General features: G+C 46.9%; 19 protein-coding genes and 6 tRNA genes. 11 read left to right on the top strand and 14 right to left on the bottom strand.

Going from position 1 to position 20,011, the window contains the following annotated elements:
• Positions 1-77 precede the first annotated feature (77 nt).
• From CRO03_RS00920 to CRO03_RS00930, 3 genes are all read left to right on the top strand, one after another.
• The gene (locus CRO03_RS00920; protein ID WP_097109703.1) at positions 78-2,267 is read left to right on the top strand and encodes a hypothetical protein; all 2,190 of its coding nucleotides are present in this window, start codon (positions 78-80) and stop codon (positions 2,265-2,267) included.
• Between the two features lie 68 nt (positions 2,268-2,335).
• The gene (rluF, locus tag CRO03_RS00925; RefSeq protein ID WP_097109704.1) at positions 2,336-3,097 is read left to right on the top strand and encodes a 23S rRNA pseudouridine(2604) synthase RluF; all 762 of its coding nucleotides are present in this window, start codon (positions 2,336-2,338) and stop codon (positions 3,095-3,097) included.
• Positions 3,098-3,105: 8 nt separating this feature from the next.
• Complete coding sequence (locus CRO03_RS00930) at positions 3,106-4,536, top strand: SLC13 family permease (protein WP_097109705.1); 1,431 nt, start codon at positions 3,106-3,108, stop codon at positions 4,534-4,536.
• Positions 4,537-4,601: 65 nt separating this feature from the next.
• Here the strand turns inward: CRO03_RS00930 and CRO03_RS00935 are convergent.
• The 9 genes from CRO03_RS00935 to CRO03_RS00975 form a co-directional block, all read right to left on the bottom strand.
• Positions 4,602-4,677, bottom strand: a tRNA-Gly gene (locus CRO03_RS00935).
• Positions 4,678-4,716: 39 nt separating this feature from the next.
• Positions 4,717-4,803 (bottom strand) — tRNA-Leu (locus CRO03_RS00940).
• 32 nt (positions 4,804-4,835) lie between these two features.
• Positions 4,836-4,909, bottom strand: a tRNA-Cys gene (locus CRO03_RS00945).
• 31 nt (positions 4,910-4,940) lie between these two features.
• Positions 4,941-5,016: transfer RNA gene (locus CRO03_RS00950), tRNA-Gly, on the bottom strand.
• A 131-nt stretch (positions 5,017-5,147) separates the two neighbouring features.
• Positions 5,148-5,705, bottom strand: coding sequence for a CDP-diacylglycerol--glycerol-3-phosphate 3-phosphatidyltransferase (gene pgsA, locus CRO03_RS00955; RefSeq protein WP_097109706.1), 558 nt, complete (start codon positions 5,703-5,705; stop codon positions 5,148-5,150).
• A gap of 32 nt (positions 5,706-5,737) precedes the next feature.
• On the bottom strand, positions 5,738-7,555 hold the full coding sequence (gene uvrC, locus CRO03_RS00960; protein ID WP_097109707.1) for an excinuclease ABC subunit UvrC: 1,818 nt from the start codon (positions 7,553-7,555) through the stop codon (positions 5,738-5,740).
• Between the two features lie 4 nt (positions 7,556-7,559).
• Positions 7,560-8,201 (bottom strand): UvrY/SirA/GacA family response regulator transcription factor, encoded by a 642-nt coding sequence (uvrY, locus tag CRO03_RS00965; protein WP_245861448.1) that lies wholly within the window; start codon positions 8,199-8,201, stop codon positions 7,560-7,562.
• Between the two features lie 240 nt (positions 8,202-8,441).
• A tRNA-Ser gene (locus CRO03_RS00970) sits at positions 8,442-8,532 on the bottom strand.
• 201 nt (positions 8,533-8,733) lie between these two features.
• Positions 8,734-8,824 (bottom strand) — tRNA-Ser (locus CRO03_RS00975).
• A 161-nt stretch (positions 8,825-8,985) separates the two neighbouring features.
• Here CRO03_RS00975 and CRO03_RS00980 point away from each other — a divergent pair.
• The 5 genes from CRO03_RS00980 (at position 8,986) to CRO03_RS01000 (ending at position 11,041) form a co-directional block, all read left to right on the top strand.
• Positions 8,986-9,651, top strand: coding sequence for a Bax inhibitor-1/YccA family protein (locus CRO03_RS00980; RefSeq protein ID WP_097109709.1), 666 nt, complete (start codon positions 8,986-8,988; stop codon positions 9,649-9,651).
• Positions 9,652-9,738: 87 nt separating this feature from the next.
• Entirely contained in the window at positions 9,739-10,086 is a 348-nt protein-coding gene (locus tag CRO03_RS00985; protein WP_097109710.1) for a DsrE/DsrF/TusD sulfur relay family protein, read from the top strand.
• Entirely contained in the window at positions 10,086-10,442 is a 357-nt protein-coding gene (gene tusC, locus CRO03_RS00990; protein ID WP_097109711.1) for a sulfurtransferase complex subunit TusC, read from the top strand. Before CRO03_RS00985 ends, tusC begins: the two co-directional genes overlap by 1 nt.
• On the top strand, positions 10,443-10,709 hold the full coding sequence (locus CRO03_RS00995) for a DsrH/TusB family sulfur metabolism protein (protein ID WP_097109712.1): 267 nt from the start codon (positions 10,443-10,445) through the stop codon (positions 10,707-10,709).
• On the top strand, positions 10,700-11,041 hold the full coding sequence (locus CRO03_RS01000) for a TusE/DsrC/DsvC family sulfur relay protein (RefSeq protein ID WP_097109713.1): 342 nt from the start codon (positions 10,700-10,702) through the stop codon (positions 11,039-11,041). The genes CRO03_RS00995 and CRO03_RS01000 overlap by 10 nt, the downstream gene beginning before the upstream one ends.
• Before the next feature lie 53 nt (positions 11,042-11,094).
• Here CRO03_RS01000 and serS read toward each other — a convergent pair whose 3' ends face one another.
• From serS to lrp, 5 genes are all read right to left on the bottom strand, one after another.
• Positions 11,095-12,384 carry a serine--tRNA ligase gene (serS, locus tag CRO03_RS01005; protein ID WP_097109714.1) on the bottom strand — a complete coding sequence of 430 codons (1,290 nt, stop codon included), beginning with the start codon at positions 12,382-12,384 and terminating at the stop codon, positions 11,095-11,097.
• A gap of 112 nt (positions 12,385-12,496) precedes the next feature.
• Positions 12,497-13,849, bottom strand: coding sequence for a replication-associated recombination protein A (locus tag CRO03_RS01010; RefSeq protein ID WP_097109715.1), 1,353 nt, complete (start codon positions 13,847-13,849; stop codon positions 12,497-12,499).
• A 5-nt stretch (positions 13,850-13,854) separates the two neighbouring features.
• Complete coding sequence (gene lolA / locus CRO03_RS01015) at positions 13,855-14,526, bottom strand: outer membrane lipoprotein periplasmic chaperone LolA (RefSeq protein ID WP_097109716.1); 672 nt, start codon at positions 14,524-14,526, stop codon at positions 13,855-13,857.
• Positions 14,527-17,010, bottom strand: coding sequence for a DNA translocase FtsK (locus tag CRO03_RS01020; protein WP_097109717.1), 2,484 nt, complete (start codon positions 17,008-17,010; stop codon positions 14,527-14,529).
• A gap of 204 nt (positions 17,011-17,214) precedes the next feature.
• Entirely contained in the window at positions 17,215-17,703 is a 489-nt protein-coding gene (gene lrp / locus CRO03_RS01025; protein ID WP_097109718.1) for a leucine-responsive transcriptional regulator Lrp, read from the bottom strand.
• Between the two features lie 135 nt (positions 17,704-17,838).
• Here lrp and ald point away from each other — a divergent pair, with 135 nt between their 5' ends.
• From ald to cspE (CRO03_RS01040), 3 genes are all read left to right on the top strand, one after another.
• On the top strand, positions 17,839-18,960 hold the full coding sequence (gene ald / locus CRO03_RS01030) for an alanine dehydrogenase (RefSeq protein WP_097110346.1): 1,122 nt from the start codon (positions 17,839-17,841) through the stop codon (positions 18,958-18,960).
• Between the two features lie 302 nt (positions 18,961-19,262).
• Positions 19,263-19,472 (top strand): transcription antiterminator/RNA stability regulator CspE, encoded by a 210-nt coding sequence (gene cspE / locus CRO03_RS01035; RefSeq protein ID WP_019674401.1) that lies wholly within the window; start codon positions 19,263-19,265, stop codon positions 19,470-19,472.
• A gap of 287 nt (positions 19,473-19,759) precedes the next feature.
• Positions 19,760-19,969, top strand: a complete 210-nt coding sequence (cspE, locus tag CRO03_RS01040; RefSeq protein WP_019674402.1) for a transcription antiterminator/RNA stability regulator CspE — start codon at positions 19,760-19,762, stop codon at positions 19,967-19,969.
• The last annotated feature ends 42 nt before the right edge of the window (positions 19,970-20,011 follow it).

The raw sequence follows: 20,011 nt of genomic DNA on the forward strand, positions 1-20,011 counted from the left end.
GTAATTTAAACCTGTGAGTTTAAACCTGCGTAGTTTTGCTTTGGACTGGCTTTCAGGTATTAACCGGGGTGAGCGTGATGACCAATAAAATTATAAATAAACAATCGAATGCAGTTACCACTGTCAGCAGCAAATCAAAGTTGACGGAGCAACCGGACGACACGCAGAGTGACTCCGCTGTGGCCTTCGCCAGTGAAGGCTATCTTTACTTCACTGAACGTGATTTAAACCGCATTCTGGCTAATCTGGACGCGCTGCGCAGTAGTGTTTTTCCGCAAGTTCAGACAGATAACGAACTGGAAAACCGTAAACAACAACATTTCCCCTCGGTGTGTCTGATTGGGCTCGGTCGCTGCGGCTCTAATATCGCGCTGGACGTTGCCTCGCTGGTGTACAGCGCCAGAAACTTTTACTTAAATGAGTTTAACAATGAAGAGAAGCAAAGTCGCGAACAGGAATACCGGCCTATGCGCTGGATTAAACGCAGTTTACACCTGACACCGGACAATAGTTTAAAACCGGTTTTTTTAATTGAGCCCTTAGTGATGCTGGGTGATCTGGATAAAGATATTGAAGGCCGGATCCGTTTTTCACATAAAGGTGAAAAAAGCGGGTTTTTACATGATTATACTAAAATGAAAATAATGGACTTATCGGAAGTCCATGCCGGCGGCGCCGGTAACGCTCCTATTCTGGGTCAATACTTAGCGAAGATTATCTTAAATAAGGATACTCAGCGTTTTTCTAATGCTGAGTGGAAGTTTATTCATTCTTACCTTATCGATTCTTGTGGTATCAAAGCGAATCAGTCGCGGCTGTACTTTTATATTTTCAGTGCCGGTGGCGGCACCGGCTCGGGTATGGCCTCAGAGTTTGGCCTGGCCCAGCAGTATGCGTATATGAGTAAAACCTTTGACACTCGTCCTGTTACAGAAAATGAGGAAAACCGCGGCCATTCCTTTGTTTTTGAACCTATATTTACCAGCGGCATTTGTATTTTGCCTAATATTTCCGACCATGGTGTTGAAATGTCAGAGGCTTTGCATATTAATGCCGGCCGGCTGCTGTGCAAATATCTGGCAGAGGAATGGGATTTTTCTTATAACTTTGATAATGAAGACAGTAGCGAGTCCAGCGTGATGCACCGCATTCGCCCATGGAACGCTATGATGCTTATTTCCAATGATATTATGCGTTACGCTGAAGAGACAGACGATGGCGATATTCAACATATCGACGTTAACGCCATGGAAAAATACGCCAATCAATATATCTCACAGCAAATATTTAATATTCTGACGGCGCAGGCGGTCACTACCGACTACGATGAAAATTATTTCCGCCGCGCGGGTATTGATATTGGCGAAACCATCCGGCTCGATGCCAATGACTTATTTATGAGCCTGGCTGGCCCGGTTGCGGTAGCATATGCTGAATCAGTTATTCCGGCTAACCAGCGGGATAGCACTGAAAAAAGCAAAGCTTCTGATAAAAATGGTTTGAATATCGACGACTTATTTTTCCGTTCAATCGATTTACCGCACTTTAATAAAGTGACTCAGGCCATTGAAGGGATCAGTTTATTACCAATAGAGTCAGGCCGTTACCGCCAAACGCTGGCCAGCTATGTTAAAAATGGCTACAACGCCGCCGAATTAAATGATCTGCATTTTTTCAAAAACTGTTCATCAGTGGTGTCCATTGTGTCACTACCAAAAGACTACAAGCTGTCTTATATGGATCTGAACCGCTTAAAGTCGCATTTAAATAACTTATTTCCGAACACCACGTTAAAGCGCTACGCGCTAGTTATCGGGGCTTCAGCTAATATTTCACTGACTACGTTAATTGTAAAAAGCCCTTGTTTAAGCGATGACTTTCTAACCTTGATCGTGGCTTTTATAAAACGTTGCTTTGCCAAAGACAGTTATCGTTTTGACGAAAAGCTGGACCAGGCGATGCTCGATTTTATCCGCAGTGACGAGTTTGATGAGCAGAAAGTCGATGCCATGCTGAATGAATTTGAAAATCCGGCGAAGATTCTCGACACCAACTGGTACGCGATTAAACCAATGTACGAGAAAAAATACCGCGAACTTATTCATAATAAAGATAAATTTATTTCCATAAATGATATTCGGCTAAGTCGTGACAGTGTTAAAAAAGCTATTAAATATCTGCGAGAAATTTATCGGCATAAAATCAGTAAAACCAAGGTTATTTCCCTTAACAATCCTGCCGGTAAAAAATCAGCTTCAGCTGATTAAGGCTAATACTTGCTGAGTGCTTTGCAAGCCCCTAAACTAGGGGCTGTTTTTTTTGACTCAAGAATCCGATGACAGAACCTACCCAATATCGTTTAAATAAGTTTATCAGTGACACCGGTTATTGCTCCCGCCGCCAGGCAGACAAATATATTGAACAAGGTTTAGTTACTGTAAACGGCCAGGTTGCACCAGTTGGTTTGAAAGTATCTGCCAGCGATGAAGTAAGGGTTGAAGGCAAGCCACTAAAGGAGAAACCAGCCCGGATTTATCTGGCGTACCATAAACCTGTCGGTATTACCTGCACCACAGAGCGGCATATTAAAGGTAATATTGTTGACGCTATCAGTTATCCGGAGCGGATATTTCCGATTGGCCGGCTGGATAAACCGTCAGAGGGCCTGATATTCCTGACCAATGACGGCGATATCGTTAACAAGGTACTGCGCGCTGGCAACGCCCATGAAAAAGAGTACTCGGTCACCGTCAATAAGCCGATAACCGCTAATTTTATCAATAAAATGGCCAGCGGCGTGCCTATTCTCGATACTGTTACCCTGCCCTGCAGCGTCAGCCAGATATCTAAAAATACCTTTAAAATTATCTTAACCCAGGGTCTTAACCGGCAAATCCGACGGATGGCCGAGTATTTAGGCTACGAAGTCGTTAAGCTGAAACGGACCCGGATTATGCATGTTCGCCTGGCCGAACTGCGGTCCGGCCAGTGGCGATTGTTAGACAAGTACGAGCTGGCACAGATGGATCAGTTACTGCAGCACTCAAGCAAAACAGCAAATGACTGCAATGACAATGTGCAGGACGACGAGGAGTAACAACAACCATGAACCGGTTTAGCTCAGGTTATTTGCTACCACTGCTTGCCGGACCGGCGGTTTTTATTCTGGTACTGTTAAATGAGCCAATGTTTAGCGGTATATCGGACGCAGCCTGGTTACTTAGTGGCTTAACAGCATGGATGGCAATATGGTGGATAACCGAAAGCGTGCCTATTCCGGCGACTTCACTGTTACCCATTGTTGTGGTGCCGTTACTTAACCTCGATTCAGTCGCCAATGTCACTGCCCCCTATGCTGACCCACTAATATTTCTGTTCCTCGGTGGCTTTATGTTATCTATTGCCATGGAGCGCTGGAACCTGCATAAACGCATAGCGTTGTTAACCATGCTGATGGTGGGTAGCAAGCCCAGCCAGCAAATTGCCGGCATGATGCTGGTCACCGCCTTTTTATCTATGTGGATGTCTAATACGGCGACCGCTGTGATGATGTTGCCTATTGCCTTGTCCATTATCGGTATGCAGGACAATATCAGCGAAAAGTTTGCCAAAGCCATGCTGTTATCGATTGCCTACGCGGCCAGCATAGGCGGTGTTGCCACGTTAATTGGCACACCACCGAATGCGTTGCTGGCAGGATATTTACGCAATCAGTATCAATTAGATGTGGGTTTTGCTGAATGGATGCTGTTGGGCTTACCCGTCGCTGTCGTTATGTTGTTCGCAGCCTGGTACTGGCTTACGCAGTGTCATTTTCGATTCAGCCACAATGAAGTCCAGGTCAGTCGCCAATTGTATCTGGATAAACTCCATGCGCTTGGGCCAATGCAGCGGGCTGAAAAAATAGTGTTAGCAGTGTTTTTGCTGGCAGCCAGCTTATGGGTGCTGAGGCCATGGCTTGCCAATCTTACCGGCCTGCCACTAAACGATACGTTGACGGCAATTTTCTGTGCCAGCCTGTTGTTTGTTATCCCGGTAAGCATTAGAACTGGCCAGCGGGTACTGGTTTGGGAAGACTGTGCCAAATTACCCTGGGGTATTTTAATTTTATTCGGCGGCGGTTTAACCCTTGCTGCACAAATTCAGCAGTCCGGTCTGGCAGATTTTATCGCTAGCCAGGTTAGCACACTCGGCGCTATCAATTTGATACTATTGATAGTACTGGTTACCACCATTATTATCTTTTTAACTGAAGTCACCAGTAACACTGCCACCGCTGCCGCTTTCCTGCCTCTATTAGGACCCGTTGCAGTATCGTTAAATACCAGCGCTTCAATGCTGGTAATTCCAGCGGCTATTGCAGCCAGCTGCGCCTTTATGATGCCGGTCGCCACGCCTCCTAATGCTATTGTTTTTGGTTCAGGCAAGCTGAAAATTGCGGATATGGCTAAAGCCGGTTTTGTGTTAAACCTGCTGGCAATTATCGTGATCACCAGTGCAGTCTGGTTTATCAGCCCTTACCTCTTTGATTTCTGAACCGAACTGTCACAGAATAAATCGCACAAAGCAAAAAAGCAGCCTGAAGGCTGCTTTTTCTAATTTGGAGCGAGTAACGAGGTTCGAACTCGTGACCTCGACCTTGGCAAGGTCGCGCTCTACCAGCTGAGCTATACTCGCGAAAATCTGGTATTACTCAGGTTTTAAGCCTAAAGTAAATGGTGCCCGGGGCCGGACTTGAACCGGCACGCCCTTTCGAGCGAGGGATTTTAAATCCCTTGTGTCTACCGATTTCACCACCCGGGCAGACAACTTTTTTACTAATTTGAGCAGTGTTATGGAGGCGGGTCCCGGAGTCGAACCGAGATGGACGGATTTGCAATCCGCTGCATGGCCATTCTGCCAACCCGCCAATAAATCAATGCTTCACTCTGATTAAGAGTTGGAGCGAGTAACGAGGTTCGAACTCGTGACCTCGACCTTGGCAAGGTCGCGCTCTACCAGCTGAGCTATACTCGCAATGCTTTGGCCATGTGCCTTAACACGTGACGCATTCTACTGTTTTAATTAAGCCAGTCAATAACAAATTAGCAGTTTTACAACTGACTGCTTAATTTTTAACTGACTTGCGCTAATTATCGACAGTCAGTCTACTGCTGTGATAAATCATGCCAGGCAGCCGTTAAATACTGATACATCGACCATAACGTTAACAGGGTAGCAAAATATAACATGGCATAACCTACCGGGGTAAACCAGGCCAGCAGAGTGAACTGCGGCTGCCAGATCAGGCCAATTAATGCCAGCATCTGGGCAATAGTTTTATACTTACCAAGATTAGACACCGCTACGTTGGCTCTCTTACCTATTTCAGCCATCCACTCACGTAATGCAGAAATAGCAATTTCCCGACTGATGATAATAATCGCCGGAATACTGAACCAGAGTGATTGCTCATGAATAGCCAGAACCACCAGTGCAACGGCTACCATAACTTTGTCGGCTACCGGATCTAAAAAAGCCCCGAACGGCGTAGATTGTTCCAGCTTACGAGCCAGATAACCATCCAAAGCGTCGGTTATTGCCGCCAGACAAAATACTAATGCAGCCCAAAAACGATAGTATTCCCAGCCAGAATAAAAACAAAAAATAAAAACAGGAATGAGCAGCAGCCTGAACATTGTCAACAGATTGGGAATATTCCACATATAACGGTTCTCACAAAATCGATGTCGCTATGCTACTTGTTATGACAGGCCTGGTAAATCTTTTCTGCTTGCGAGCGGGAAATACCTGGTACAGAACTCAGCTCTGTCACTGAAGCCTTTAGCACTCCCTGTAATCCACCCAGATACTGCAGCAAAGCCTGACGTCGTTTCTCACCAATGCCGGATATATTTTCCAGCGGGCTTTTAGTCATACTTTTGCCCCGCTTGCTACGATGGCCGGTAATAGCAAAACGGTGTGCTTCATCCCGGATTTGCTGAATCAAATGCAGCGCCGGACTGTCGCCGGGCAAGTGCAGCTGTCTGCCACTGTCACCTATGATCAGCGTTTCCAAGCCGGGCTTACGACTCACTCCTTTCGCAATCCCTATTAATAATGGCATTTTCTGATGAGTCCAGCCCTCAAACTGAGCAAGGGCTATGTTCAGTTGCCCCTGGCCGCCATCAATAAAAATAATATCAGGGATCTTAGTATCGTCAGTTAACCGGCTGTAACGTTTATCCAAAGCAAATTGCATTGCCGCATAGTCATCACCGCCGGTAATGCCGGTCACATTATAGCGACGATACTCCTGCTTATAGGGGCCTTCTCCATCGAATACCACACAGGAGGCAACGGTGGCCTGCCCCATAGTATGGCTGATATCGAAACACTCCATTCGTCTGATATCGTCACTCAGTCCCAACAGTAATTGTAGCGCAGAGTAGCGCAACTGCATTTTCTGACCCGATGACTGTCGGCTATCACACGCAAGCTCAGCATTTTTCTGTGCCAGACTAAGATACTGCGACTTTTCACCGCGCTTTGCGGCAATAATTCTAATTTTTCGTCCGGCGGCTTCACTAACCGCTTCTGCCAATGACTCCGCATCTTCCAGACTAAGCGGCACAATGATCTCGGGGGGTATTTGCTGGCCGCCACCGCCACTGAGATAAAACTGGAGTAAAAAAGCACTAAGCACTTCTTCTGGTTCAGTATTAGCCGGTACTTTTGGATAATATGACTTTGAGCCAAGTATCTTTTGCTGGCGAACAAACAAAACATGCACAACAGCGACCTGCCCCGACTTGGCAAAGCCAATAATATCCAGCTCAGCATGTTCACCGCTAACATACTGTTGTTCCTGCACCTTGCGTAATGCTGTTATCTGGTCGCGAAAACTGGCAGCTTGCTCAAAAGCAAGCTGCTCACTGGCCACATTCATTTTCTGCACCAGTTGCTCAACCACTTGCTGGTTTTTGCCACTGAGAAATAAGCTGGCCAGCTGAACTTGTTCTGCATACTCTTCATCAGATATTTTGCCGACACAAGGCGCCGAGCACAGTTTTAACTGATACTGCAGACAAGGACGAGTGCGCGCCCGGTAAAAACCATCTTCGCACTGGCGAATTGGAAAAATTTTTTGCAAGGTTTTCAGGCTTTGCCAGACAGCCCCGGCATTAGGGTAAGGCCCGAAATACTGGCCGCTATGTTTTCGCGGGCCCCGGTGTGAACTGATCCGAGGATGTTTATGTCCGGAGATAAAGATATAAGGATAGGATTTGTCGTCCCGTAGCAACACATTGTACTTGGGCATGAACTGCTTGATCAGGTTGTTTTCCAGGATCAGCGCTTCAGTTTCACTATGGGTGGCGGTAATTTCTATACTGGCAATTTGCGCAACAAGGGCGCGGGTTTTAACACTGTCTACCTGTTGTCGGAAGTAACTACTCAAACGCTTCTTTAAGTCTTTGGCTTTGCCGACGTAAATCACCTGTTCAGCCTGGTTGAACATCCTGTAGACGCCGGGCTGAGCAGGTACTGAAGCTAAAAAAGACTTAGGGTCAAACATCAAATCAGGACGATACCTTGGCAATATCAATCATGCCATGTCGTAAAGCCAAATGGGTTAATTCAACATCACCGTTGATAGCAAGCTTTTCAAACATCCGGTAGCGATAAGAGTTAACAGTCTTGGCACTGACACTTAGCTGTTCAGCAATATCATTGACCTTCTGGCCACGGGTTATCATCAGCATAATCTGCAATTCACGGTCTGACAGGCCTTCAAACGGGTTTTCGCTATGATTATTTACTTTAGCCAACGCCATTTTTTGCGCAACTTCATCTGAGATGTGTCGCACACCGCTGTATACCTTGCGGATCGCGGATACCATTTCCTTGGGCGCTGAATTTTTTGAAATAAAACCTGCCGCACCCAACTGCATAACCTTGGTTGGCACCGGCTCTTCACAGGATACTGACAACGCCAGTACTTTTATATCAGGACAATAATGTAAAATTCGCTTAGTGGCCGTCATGCCGCCCATGCCAGGCATATTCATATCCATCAGCACCACATCGGGTTCATTCTGACGACAAAATTGCAGAGCTTCTTCACCGGATCCAGCTTCGCCTATCACCTTGATACCGCGCTCATCCATTAGTATGCGACTGATCCCAGTTCGTACAAGCTCATGGTCATCAACTAACAGCACGTTAATCAACTTGGCTTCTCCGTCTCACTGGTTATTATTTTTATGCAGCTAGCATAGTAGAGCCTGAGCTTTTCTGCTAACTGGTTCGACACCAATATTATTGATCTTGGCTTTTTCAAAGGTTAGTGTGCCAGAAAGGTAAAAATTAGGAAACAATATTCCATAACTATTTAACCTGATACAGAAGAAGTTAATATCTTATGGTGAGCAGACAGGAAGATGAAATGCCTGAAATTAAAGTGGCGGAGGGAGAGAGATTCGAACTCTCGGTGGGCTATTAACCCACGCCGGTTTTCAAGACCGGTGCATTAAACCGCTCTGCCATCCCTCCGCGCTGTGGGTCGAATATTAAGAATTCCCCCCGGCTTTGTAAAGCGCTTTTTACCAGGTTTTACCTGTTTGGCTATAAATCCGCCAGTAAAGTGTGATTTTTTATACTTTACCTGGCATAGCCATGCTTTTATGAACCTTTAAAATACAAAAACCACCTAACGGTGGTTTGCGTATAACTTAACAATAATAGCTAAGAAAGTGGCGGAGGGAGAGAGATTCGAACTCTCGGTGGGCTATTAACCCACGCCGGTTTTCAAGACCGGTGCATTAAACCGCTCTGCCATCCCTCCAGCGCTGCGTATACTAATCAGTTTGGCTGAGAAAAGAAAGCCAAAAGTTAAAAAAATTCAGCCAATGCTGATTTTTATCTGATAACTACTGGAGCTACGGGAACTTAGTCAGTATGATAACTGCCAAAGAGACATAATATTCAGCTAACAGGAGACTGCATATGTCGTACAGAGAAACCAGTACTATCAACACCGTCAGTAGCGGTATTGAAATAAACAAAGTGCTACGTAATACCTACTTTTTACTTGGTCTTACCCTGGCATTCAGTGCGCTGACTGCCATAATTGCCATGGCGATGAACCTGTCACCAATGGCCTCTATTGTCTGCTTTGTCGCTGGCTTTATAATGTTGTTTGTGGTTAACAAAAAGGCTGATTCAGCCAGTGGTATTTTCTGGGTATTTGGCTTTGCCGGCGCAATGGGGGCGTCACTGGGGCCACTACTTAATGCTTATGCCGGCCTGGCCAATGGTCCAAGCCTGATTATGCAAGCGCTGGGGGGCACCGCAGTTATTTTCTTTGCTTTGTCCGCTTATGTGTTAACAACCCGCAAAGACTTCTCTTTTATGGGTGGTTTTTTAATGGTGGGATTAATCGTCGCGTTTATCGCCATTATTGCGAATATATTTTTAAATATGCCGGCACTTAACCTGGCAATAAGTGCGGCAGTTATTCTGATCATGTCTGGTTTTATCCTGTTCGATACCAGTCGCATTATTCACGGTGGCGAAACTAATTATATCCGGGCAACGGTTGGTTTATATCTGAACATCTTTAATATCTTTGTTCACCTGTTAAGCCTGTTGGGTATCATGGGCGACGAGTAACCCTTTGCCGCTTCGCTATGTTCCGCTAGAATACCCCGTCCTGTACGGGGTATTTTTTTATGAGATCGCACTTTTTATGAGGTTGCAGTGACTGCTTTTAGTCTGTTGTTAACCACCAGTCCGTTGGCCAGCCAGGACTTTGCCAGTGCGCTGCAATTTGCCAGCGCAGCAGTGGCGGGTGGCTATAAGATTGAACAGGTTTTTTTGTATCAGGATGCCGTACTGGCCGCTGCAGCCAATATCGACTTGCCCGCAGATGAAGCAAACCTGAGCCAGCAACTGGCCGACTTTTGCCAGGCTAATCAAATCTCTCTGTTATATTGTGTGACCGCTGCCGAAAAGCGTGGCTTAGCACCTGTTAAAAATGGTTTTATTGGCGCCGGGCTGGCTGAGTTTGCCATGCGGCTAACTAACAGCAAGTTGGTGCAGTTTTGATGCAAAACATCGCTATTATTCAGCGGCAAAGTCCTTTTAACCACGGCGCCGGACGTGAAGCACTCGATTTAATTCTGGCACTCGCTGCCGTTGAACATCAGCTGACCGTTATTTTCAGTGGTGACGCTGTGTATCAGTTACTCACTGTTAATCAAACCAGCGATTTCCCCCTGAAACGATATCAACAAAGTTTTAAGTTGTTTGGCCTGTACGATATCGAGCAGATATATGTATGTCAGCAGTCATTGCAGCAACGTCAGCTGGACAGCGCTGACTTCGCTCTCAATGCTAAACAAGTAAGCCCTGAACAGTTGCAGCAACTGCTGGCAAGTCAGCAACAAATAGTGTGTATTTAAATGAAACTGATTAATCTGACCAGCCCTGCCTTCAATTTTGCTGAGTTAGCTTTGCTTTGCGAACAAGCTGACGTGTTGCTGTTGCGACAAGATGCAGTATATCTGGCAGGGCGCAATGACATACACTGGCCATGTAACAATATATTGGCGTTAAAATCTGATCTTGAGGTGCGCCAGTTAACCCCGATTGCCGGTATCAGTGCTATCAGTGACGCGGAGTGGGTTGAGTTAACTGCCACAGCGTCACAGGTGATGTTATGGCGCTAAACACCATTACTGTAGCAGGACAACAACTGGCACTGGATAAACATGGCTATCTGGCCGACCTCAGTCAATGGCAACCAGCAGTAGCTGAACACTTTGCTGAACTGGAGCAACTGACCCTGACTGCCGCACATTGGGAAGTGATCCAATTTGTCCGGGATTTTTATCAGGAATTTGGTACGTCACCTGCCATCAGGGTTTTAGTTAAAGCGATGGCGCAACAACTGGGTCCGGATAAAGGCAATAGCAAATATTTATTTATGCTATTTCCACAAGGGCCTGCTAAACAAGCAACCCGCTTGGCCGGCTTACCAAAACCCGCCCGCTGCCTGTAACTGCAGCGGGCAGAAACATTTGCAGCAGTTACTGCAATTGGGTAGCAGAATGCTTACTTCAAATGGGTTTGCCCTGCCATATAAGGCCGCAGTACTTCAGGTATTTCCACACTGCCATCAGCTTGCTGATAATTCTCCAGAATAGCCACCAGGGTGCGGCCAACAGCCAGTCCCGAGCCATTTAAACTGTGCAGCAACTCAGGCTTTTTCATCTCAGCGCTGCGATAGCGGGCTTGCATCCGCCGGGTCTGAAAATCAGCCATATTACTGCAGGACGAAATCTCCCGATAGGTATTCTGCGCGGGTAACCAAACTTCCAAATCGTAGGTTTTGCATGCTCCAAAGCCCATATCGCCGGTGCATAACAACATAACCCGGTAAGGCAACCCTAATAACTGCAACACCTTTTCTGCATGACTGGTTAGTTGCTCCAGTGCCTGCATTGATTGCTCAGGCTGAACCAATTGCACCAGTTCAACCTTATCAAACTGATGCTGACGAATAAGGCCTCGGGTATCACGGCCATAAGAGCCGGCTTCACTGCGGAAACAAGGCGTGTGGGCGGTAAATTTTAATGGCAGCTCGTTGGCATCAACAATACTATTGCGTACCAGGTTAGTAACCGGCACTTCAGCGGTAGGAATTAATGCCAGGCCCTGCCCCTCTTCCGTTGCTGGCTGAGTGTGAAATAAATCAGCGCCAAATTTAGGTAACTGGCCAGTACCGTATAAGCTGGTATGATTTACCAGATAAGGCACATATAATTCGGTGTAGCCATGCTCGCCACTGTGTAAATCCAGCATAAACTGGGCCAGGGCCCGGTGCAGCCGCGCCATCTGACCTTTCATTACAATAAAGCGGGTACCTGATAATTTTACACCGGCTGCAAAATCGAGCCCCTCGGCATAAGCTTCACCCAGCTCAACATGGTCTTTAACTGCAAAATCGAACTGGCGTGGCTCGCCTACCTGGCGTAGCAACTGATTTTCAGTCTCATCCTTGCCCACTGGTACCGAGTCATCCGGTAAGTTCGGAAGCGTTAATGCTAATTGCTCGACTTCGGCTAAAACTGCATCCAACTTGTTTTTTGCTGCGTCCAGTTCAGCGCCTAAACCGTCAACTTCTTTAAGCAAAGGGGCAATATCTTCACCGCGAGCTTTGGCCTGGCCAATTCCCTTAGACTTGCTATTGCGCTGATTCTGCAATTCCTGGGTCTGGATCTGTAGTACCCGACGTTGTTCTTCCAGCTGCGAGAACTTTTCAACATCAAGGGTAAAACCACGGCTGGCCAAACGCGTCGCCGTTGTTGCTAATTCGGTTCGTAAAAATTTTGGATCTAGCATAGTAATAAGTTCTTCTGTCGGCTGAAGCCAAAACTGGCAGACAAGGTTAAAATAACAGCCCCGAATATTAACCAGCTCGGGCTGAAATTGAAATGCTTTGCTTAAATAAAGGTTATTCTTTCCGGCGTTGCTGCTGACTTTGGGCGTCTAACTGGCGCAAATAACGCAGTTTTTCGGCCAGCTGTTTCTCCATGCCGCGCTCAGACGGCTGATACAATTGTTTGTCAGCTAACTCTGGCGGCAGATAGCACTCACCAGCGGCATAGGCGCCGGGTTCATTATGCGCATAGCGGTAGCCTTCGCCATGGCCAAGCTGCTTTTGCAATTTACTTGGCGCATTGCGCAGGTGCAGCGGTACAGGATAGTCTGGCAGCTCTTCAGCGAGCTTTCGCATCTGATTAAATGCGGTATATACCGCGTTGCTTTTCGGTGCCAGCGCCAGATAAACCGCAGCCTGCGCTATTGCCCGCTCGCCTTCTGCCGGCCCTACCCGGCTAAAGGTATCCCAGGCATTTAATGCCAGCGTTAATGCTCTGGGGTCGGCATTGCCAATATCCTCACTGGCAATTGCCAGCAAGCGCCTTGCGACATACAGCGGGTCACCGCCGCCTGCTAAAATCCGGCAATACCAGTACAACGCTGCATCGGGATTAGACCCCCGCACCGATTTATGAAAAGCGGATATCAGGTCGTAGAACATATCACCCTGATTATCAAAGCCGGGCAATTGTTTTGGCACAATCTGCTTAATCAGCAAAGCGGTAATGTTCGCTCCGGATGCACTTGCCGGGTCTGCCAGACAGAGTTCAGCCGCCTGCTCGAGAATATTCAGCAGTTTACGGGCGTCGCCATTTGCCAGTTGCAGCAATAACTGCTCAGCGTCAGGTTCAATGCTCAGTTGCATTACGCCAAGACCGAGTTTCTGATCGGTTAATGCGCGCTGCAATACCAGACGTAAGTCATCATCGGTCAGGGCTTTCAGGACACAGACCCTGGCCCGCGATAAAATTGCGTTGTTAAGCGCAAAAGCCGGGTTTTCAGTAGTGGCACCGATAAAAATAATGGTGCCGTCTTCAATGTAGGGTAAAAAAGCATCCTGCTGCGCTTTATTAAAGCGATGCACTTCATCTACGAATAGCAGGGTCCGTTGCTGATATTGCTGTTGGCGTTGCTGGGCGTCAGTGATCGCCTGACGAATATCCTTCACACCACTGGTCACCGCTGACAGCTTCTGCAATTTAGCATCAGCATGATCCGCAATCAGTTCAGCCAGGGTCGTTTTGCCAGTACCCGGAGGGCCCCATAAAATCAGCGAGAACACCTTGCCGGCCATTATCGCCTGATACAACGGTGTGCCAGGGCCAATTAAATGCTGCTGGCCGACATAATCACTTAACGTGACGGGCCGCAGGCGGGCGGCCAATGGCCTGATGTCATCACTGAAATCTAACGATAAACTAGTCATGGCTGCTATTGTTGGCGTTGATCATCAATATCAACGCCATCCGGCACAGTAAACTGAAATTGGTTGTCGTCTATGTCCGGGTTTAAACTGGCTTCGGTAAAACGAAATACGCTTTGCTGCTGGTTAATATCAATAACGGTCATCTCACTGATACCGTTATCATCAAACGCCAGCATCAGTTGTTGCACCGGGTTATTGCTATCCAGTGGATGAATAATAAACATCTCTTGCTGAGCAATTACCTGATACTGCTGCCATAGCTCAGGATCAGTAGTAGTAAGCAATGCGAATGCGGTTTGTCCTACCTGCGCTTTCGCATCATAAATACTGACCTGCTCCAGCAGTTCATTATAAAACCACAGGTTTTCACCATCACTCACCAACAATACCGGCTCCGGCTCTTCCCCTTCAAACCTGAACTGTGCAATTTTTTTCAGCTGTAATCTGCCCTGGCCCTGTTGCAACAGCTGTTGCTGATCATCAAACACCTGTTGCTGAAAGCGAGCTGAAAAACTGTCAATTTTAGCCAGTTCAGCCAGAAGTTCAGCACTACCATCAGGCGCGCTCAACCGTTGTTGCTGTACCGGTTTTAAATGCGGGGCAAAATCAACAGCAGGTGCTTGTTGCGCCAGACTGAGATTACTGAACAATAATGCAACCAACGCCAGTTTTTTCATTTAGTACCCTTTAGGTTGTGCCGGCACCATGACCTCACGGTTACCGTTATGGCCAGGACCACTGACCACCCCACTCATTTCCATTTGTTCTACCAGCCTTGCTGCCCGATTATACCCAATCCGGAATTTACGCTGCACGCCGGAAACCGACGCCCGACGGCTTTCAATAACGTGTGCTACCGCCTGATCATACAATGGGTCCGCCTCACCATCATCTCCCTCCAGTGTCTCACCTGGGAGCAAACTTTCTTCACTGGTTTCGCCACTTAAAATTTCTGAAATATAATTCGGTTTACCACGTTTTTTCCAGTCGGCAACGACTGCATGCACTTCATGGTCATCAACAAAAGCACCGTGCACCCGGTTTGGTACTCCTGAGCCCGGCGGCAGGTATAACATATCACCCTGCCCCAATAAGCTTTCAGCGCCTTGCTGATCGAGAATGGTTCTCGAATCAATTTTTGAAGACACCTGAAACGCAATCCGGGTCGGGATATTGGCTTTAATCAGGCCGGTAATTACATCAACTGAAGGCCGCTGCGTGGCCAGGATCAGGTGAATACCTGCTGCCCGGGCTTTTTGAGCGATACGGGCGATAAGCTCTTCTACCTTTTTGCCAACAATCATCATCATGTCGGCAAATTCATCAATTACTACGACTATTGCCGGGAGTTTTTCCAGCAAGGGGGTTTCGGTGCGCATATCATCTGATGGCTTCCATAGCGGATCCTTTAATGGCTCGCCGGCCGCTATCGCCTCTTTCACTTTAAGGTTGTAGCCTTTCAGATTGCGCACACCCAACGCCGACATCAGCTTATAACGCCGTTCCATTTCACCTACGCACCAGCGCAGGCCATTAGCGGCATCTTTCATATCGGTAACCACTTCAGTTAATAAATGCGGTATACCTTCATAAATTGATAGCTCGAGCATCTTCGGGTCAATCATCAGAAACCGTACATCATCCGGGGTCGACTTATACAGTAAGCTACAGATCATTACATTAACGCCCACTGACTTACCTGAACCGGTAGTACCTGCAACCAGCAAATGCGGCATTTTGGCTAAGTCAGCGACCACTGATTTACCAGCTATATCCTTGCCCAGCACCATGGTTAATGCTGATTTAGACTCCGTAAAGATTTCATCGCCAATTACTTCTGACAGCCGGACTATTTCCCGATGTTGATTCGGCAGTTCCAGGCCGATAAAGGATTTACCCGGAATAACCTCCACTACCCGGACACTGATTGCCGACAAAGAACGCGCTAAATCTTTGGCCAGACCGGTAATTTTGCTAACTTTAACGCCCGGAGCTAAATCCAGCTCAAAGCGGGTAACCACCGGGCCAGGGTGTACACCAACAACCCGGGCTTCGACATTAAAATCAAGCAGTTTGGCTTCAACCAATCTTGACACCCGTTCCAAGTCGGCAGGGTCAATCGGATTCTGAGCCTTATCAGGGCGATCCAGCAATGCCAGTGATGGCAGCTCTTCCATGGTGTGCTGAACTTCTTCACTGTCATCTGTTTCGTCGTCATCCGGGAACTGCATTAATGGATCCAGCTGTTCCTGTGGCTCGAGCTGAGCCAGGGTTTTTGAAACATGCTCCCGGTTCAACGGCTCATCAACAGCACTAAACGACAGTTGCTCATCAGCAAGCTGATCCATACTGTAATATGATTTTGCTTCGGTTTGCGGGTTAAGCGGTTTAATCGGTAACGGCTCGGTTATTTTTGGTTCAGCAAATAGTGCAGGTTCCGCTCGCTGTTTGTTGAGCTGCTTTTGTGACAGGTCTTTGGGCTGATTCAGCTGTAGTGGAGCAGACTCAGCTGAATCGTAGTCATCCTGCTCAGGCGGTGCACTACCAAAACGCTCACTTAACCAGCCAGGAAGTGCAGCCAGCCATTGACCAGCCCTGAAGCAGGCGACGCCAACATAATCGGCTACTGTTAGCCAGGAAATACCGGTCATCAGGGTCAGACCGGTTGCAAAGCCTGCCAATAGCAGCAAGCTGGTACCGATAAAATTAAAGGACGGTAGTAAAACGCTGGTTGTTACGTCCCCTACTGCCCCACCGGACGAAAAATAATAAATATCATTAAAGTTCATGCTGCTGATGGCCGTAGCACAAACCAGGGTTAACAGCAGGCCAATCAGCCGCAGCCCCAGAATAAGATAATCAAGTGCAAACACATCGTGGTATCGTTTAAACAATAAATATCCAAATACCGCAATCAGAAATGGCACCAGATACGCCACCCAGCCAAAACTGAATAGCAGCATATCTGCCACCCGCGCGCCAATCGGACCCGCATAATTGTTTACACTGGTTTGATAGCCAGTTTGTGACCAGCTTGGATCAGCCGGGTCAAACGAAAACAACGCCAGCAATAAAAACAATGCCAGCGCCCAGAACAGGATCAACCCCACTTCGAGCAAGCGTTGCACGCCATTTAACGGAAATAATTGTTTGCTTTGCAAATGATGGGCCTCATTATTTTATTCTGTCTGCGCAGACCTTACTACCATAACAGAGCCAGCGAAAAAGTGCATCTGCACCATTACGTAGCGCATGGTAAATAACGCCTTCAGTTAACGCTATCAGGCAGCTTTGCTCACGCTACCGCAGCTAACATTAACCGAAGCTTTATCTCTGACAACACCCGGCAATACTATCGCCATTCGTTAGGATGTCATGGCAACAAAACTGCTTTGCTTAACCTCTTCCATTACCACGTAAGTCCGGCTTTCCCGCACACTCGGCAATCTGAGCAAGGTTTCACCTAATAGTTCACGATAAGCAGCCATATTAGCTACCCGGGTTTTCAGCAGAAAGTCAAAACTGCCAGACACCAGGTGGCATTCCTGAATTTCAGCCAGCTTCTGCACCGCTTTACTAAATTCGTCAAAGTCTTCCGGCGAAGTTTTGCTTAAAGTTATTTCAACAAATACCAGCAAGGCTGCACCCACCTTATGTGGGTCAACCTGAGCGGTATAGCCTGTAATGTAGCCTTCGGCTTCCAGCTTGCGTACCCGCTCCAGACAGGGGGTCGGGCTTAAACCCACCCGTCTGGCTAATTCCACGTTGGCCAGGCGGCCATCGTGTTGCAGTTCAGTCAGTATTTTACGGTCAATCCGGTCTAACTTCTTGATACTTTTACTTAAAGAATACATAGCAGTGAAAACTACCTATTTTAAAAAATAAACAGGATTTTGCACCAAGCCTGCATATTAAAACAAGCATTAATTCTGAATTTTACGCTGTATACTGCGCACAAATTTTACTTATCACCTACAGGGCGGAACATTATGATCATCGGTATCCCCAAAGAAATAAAAAATCACGAATACCGTGTCGGTATGACACCAGCCAGCGTGCGTGAGCTGATTGGCCATGGCCATAGTGTTTATGTTGAACACAATGCGGGCATTGGTATTGGCTTTACGGATGAAGACTACACTGACACTGGCGCAGTGGTGTTAGCGACCGCAGCAGAAGTTTTCGCCAAAGCGGAAATGATTGTTAAAGTTAAAGAGCCACAAGCGGTTGAGCGCGCCATGTTGCGTGAGGGGCAAATCCTGTTTACTTATCTGCACCTGGCACCTGACTTACCGCAAACAGAAGACTTAATTAAATCTAAAGCAGTGTGTATAGCCTACGAAACAGTAACAGACAATAAAGGTGGTTTACCGCTGCTGGCACCGATGTCGGAGGTCGCTGGCCGGATGTCAATCCAGGCTGGTGCCCGGGCGCTGGAAAAATCTTGTGGTGGTCGTGGTGTACTGTTAGGTGGTGTACCTGGCGTGGCGCCAGCAAAAGTTGTAGTTATCGGTGGCGGCATGGTAGGCACCAACGCAGCACAAATGGCTGTTGGCCTGGGTGCCGATGTATCGGTATTGGATCGCAATGTAGATGTACTGCGTCGAATTAATGCGCAGTTTAATGGTGCAGTTAAAGCGATCTATTCAACTGCTGCTGCATTAGAACAGGAAGTGCTGGCGGCCGACTTAGTTATAGGCGGTGTGTTGGTACCAGGTGCTGCAGCGCCTAAGTTAATTACCGCAGAGCATATTAAACGGATGAAACCCGGCTCGGCCATTGTTGATGTGGCTATTGATCAGGGTGGCTGTGTAGAAACATCCAGAGCAACCACGCATGCTGACCCAACCTATATTGTCGATGAAGTTGTACATTACTGTGTGGCGAACATGCCAGGCGCTGTGCCCCGTACCTCTACCTTTGCCTTGAATAACGCTACCCTGCCCTTTATTATCCGGTTGGCGAATAAAGGCTATAAGTTGGCATTAACTGAAGATAAGCATTTATTAGCAGGCTTAAACGTATACCACGGTAAAGTGACAAACCAGAGTGTGGCAGAAGCATTGGGGTTTGCCTATGTTGCACCCGAACTGGCAATTAGTGACAAATAGCCAGAATGCTCCTGTAAAACAAACAAAAAGCCGGCTTGATGCCGGTTTTTTATTTTTTTTATCAATTAATTTCATTAATTCAATAATAAAGCTATACATTCGGCTCAGAACTGTTAAAGTGATTCCCGGCCTGTAAAGCAGACCTATGTAACAACATGTTTTTGAAAACTTCGCTACACAGCTTCATAGTAAGTCATGTCCCTGAAGATTCACGCACGTTTGCCCGCATAAGTAAATTTAACAGTCAGGCTAACAGCGCATTAAGCGTAATTTAGTTTCATTAAAATTTTTAGGAGTCATTCATGGCTAAAGTAACTGGTGTAGTAAAGTGGTTCAACGCAGATAAAGGTTTCGGTTTCATTACTCAGGATAACGGCGGCGCTGACGCGTTCGTTCACTTCCGTGCAATTATGACTGAAGGTTACAAAACCTTAGACGAAGGTCAACGCGTAACGTTCGAAATCGAACAAGGCCAGAAAGGCCCTCAAGCTGCTAACGTAACTGTTCTTTAATAGTCCAGTTCGTTCAGTTTAAAAAGACCGGCTTCTGGCCGGTTTTTTTTATTTGATTAATTTTATTGTTTACAGAATAAACACTATACATTCAATCCAGACCTGATATTATGCTTTCCGGCCTGTTGAACAGACCTATGTAACAACATGTTTTTGAACACTTCGCTACAAGCTTCATAGTAAGTCATGTCCCTGAAGATTCACGCACGTTTGGCCACATAAGTAACAGTCAGGCTATTAACGCATTAAGCGTAAATTCGTTTTATTAAAATTTTTAGGAGTCATTCATGGCTAAAGTAACTGGTGTAGTAAAGTGGTTCAACGCAGACAAAGGTTTCGGTTTCATTACTCAGGATAATGGCGGCGCTGATGCGTTTGTTCACTTCCGGGCAATCATGACTGAGGGTTACAAAACCTTAAACGAAGGCCAACGTGTAGCTTTCGAAATAGAACAAGGTCAGAAAGGCCCACAAGCTGCTAACGTAACGCTGCTGTAATAGCAAAGCGTGTTCAGTTGAAAAGAGCGGCCGTTTTAACGG

This window comes from Arsukibacterium tuosuense, assembly GCF_900215315.1.
GTDB lineage: Bacteria > Pseudomonadota > Gammaproteobacteria > Enterobacterales > Alteromonadaceae > Alishewanella > Alishewanella tuosuense.

Bases quoted from the DNA above. Each gene is read 5' to 3' on its own strand.
- CRO03_RS00920 (WP_097109703.1), top strand. From the start codon at position 78: ATGACCAATAAAATTATAAATAAACAATCGAATGCAGTTACCACTGTC.
- rluF (WP_097109704.1), top strand. From the start codon at position 2,336: ATGACAGAACCTACCCAATATCGTTTAAATAAGTTTATCAGTGACACC.
- CRO03_RS00930 (WP_097109705.1), top strand. From the start codon at position 3,106: ATGAACCGGTTTAGCTCAGGTTATTTGCTACCACTGCTTGCCGGACCG.
- pgsA (WP_097109706.1), bottom strand. From the start codon at position 5,705: ATGTGGAATATTCCCAATCTGTTGACAATGTTCAGGCTGCTGCTCATT.
- uvrC (WP_097109707.1), bottom strand. From the start codon at position 7,555: ATGTTTGACCCTAAGTCTTTTTTAGCTTCAGTACCTGCTCAGCCCGGC.
- CRO03_RS00980 (WP_097109709.1), top strand. From the start codon at position 8,986: ATGTCGTACAGAGAAACCAGTACTATCAACACCGTCAGTAGCGGTATT.
- tusC (WP_097109711.1), top strand. From the start codon at position 10,086: ATGCAAAACATCGCTATTATTCAGCGGCAAAGTCCTTTTAACCACGGC.
- CRO03_RS00995 (WP_097109712.1), top strand. From the start codon at position 10,443: ATGAAACTGATTAATCTGACCAGCCCTGCCTTCAATTTTGCTGAGTTA.
- CRO03_RS01000 (WP_097109713.1), top strand. From the start codon at position 10,700: ATGGCGCTAAACACCATTACTGTAGCAGGACAACAACTGGCACTGGAT.
- serS (WP_097109714.1), bottom strand. From the start codon at position 12,384: ATGCTAGATCCAAAATTTTTACGAACCGAATTAGCAACAACGGCGACG.
- CRO03_RS01010 (WP_097109715.1), bottom strand. From the start codon at position 13,849: ATGACTAGTTTATCGTTAGATTTCAGTGATGACATCAGGCCATTGGCC.
- lolA (WP_097109716.1), bottom strand. From the start codon at position 14,526: ATGAAAAAACTGGCGTTGGTTGCATTATTGTTCAGTAATCTCAGTCTG.
- lrp (WP_097109718.1), bottom strand. From the start codon at position 17,703: ATGTATTCTTTAAGTAAAAGTATCAAGAAGTTAGACCGGATTGACCGT.
- ald (WP_097110346.1), top strand. From the start codon at position 17,839: ATGATCATCGGTATCCCCAAAGAAATAAAAAATCACGAATACCGTGTC.
- cspE (WP_019674401.1), top strand. From the start codon at position 19,263: ATGGCTAAAGTAACTGGTGTAGTAAAGTGGTTCAACGCAGATAAAGGT.
- cspE (WP_019674402.1), top strand. From the start codon at position 19,760: ATGGCTAAAGTAACTGGTGTAGTAAAGTGGTTCAACGCAGACAAAGGT.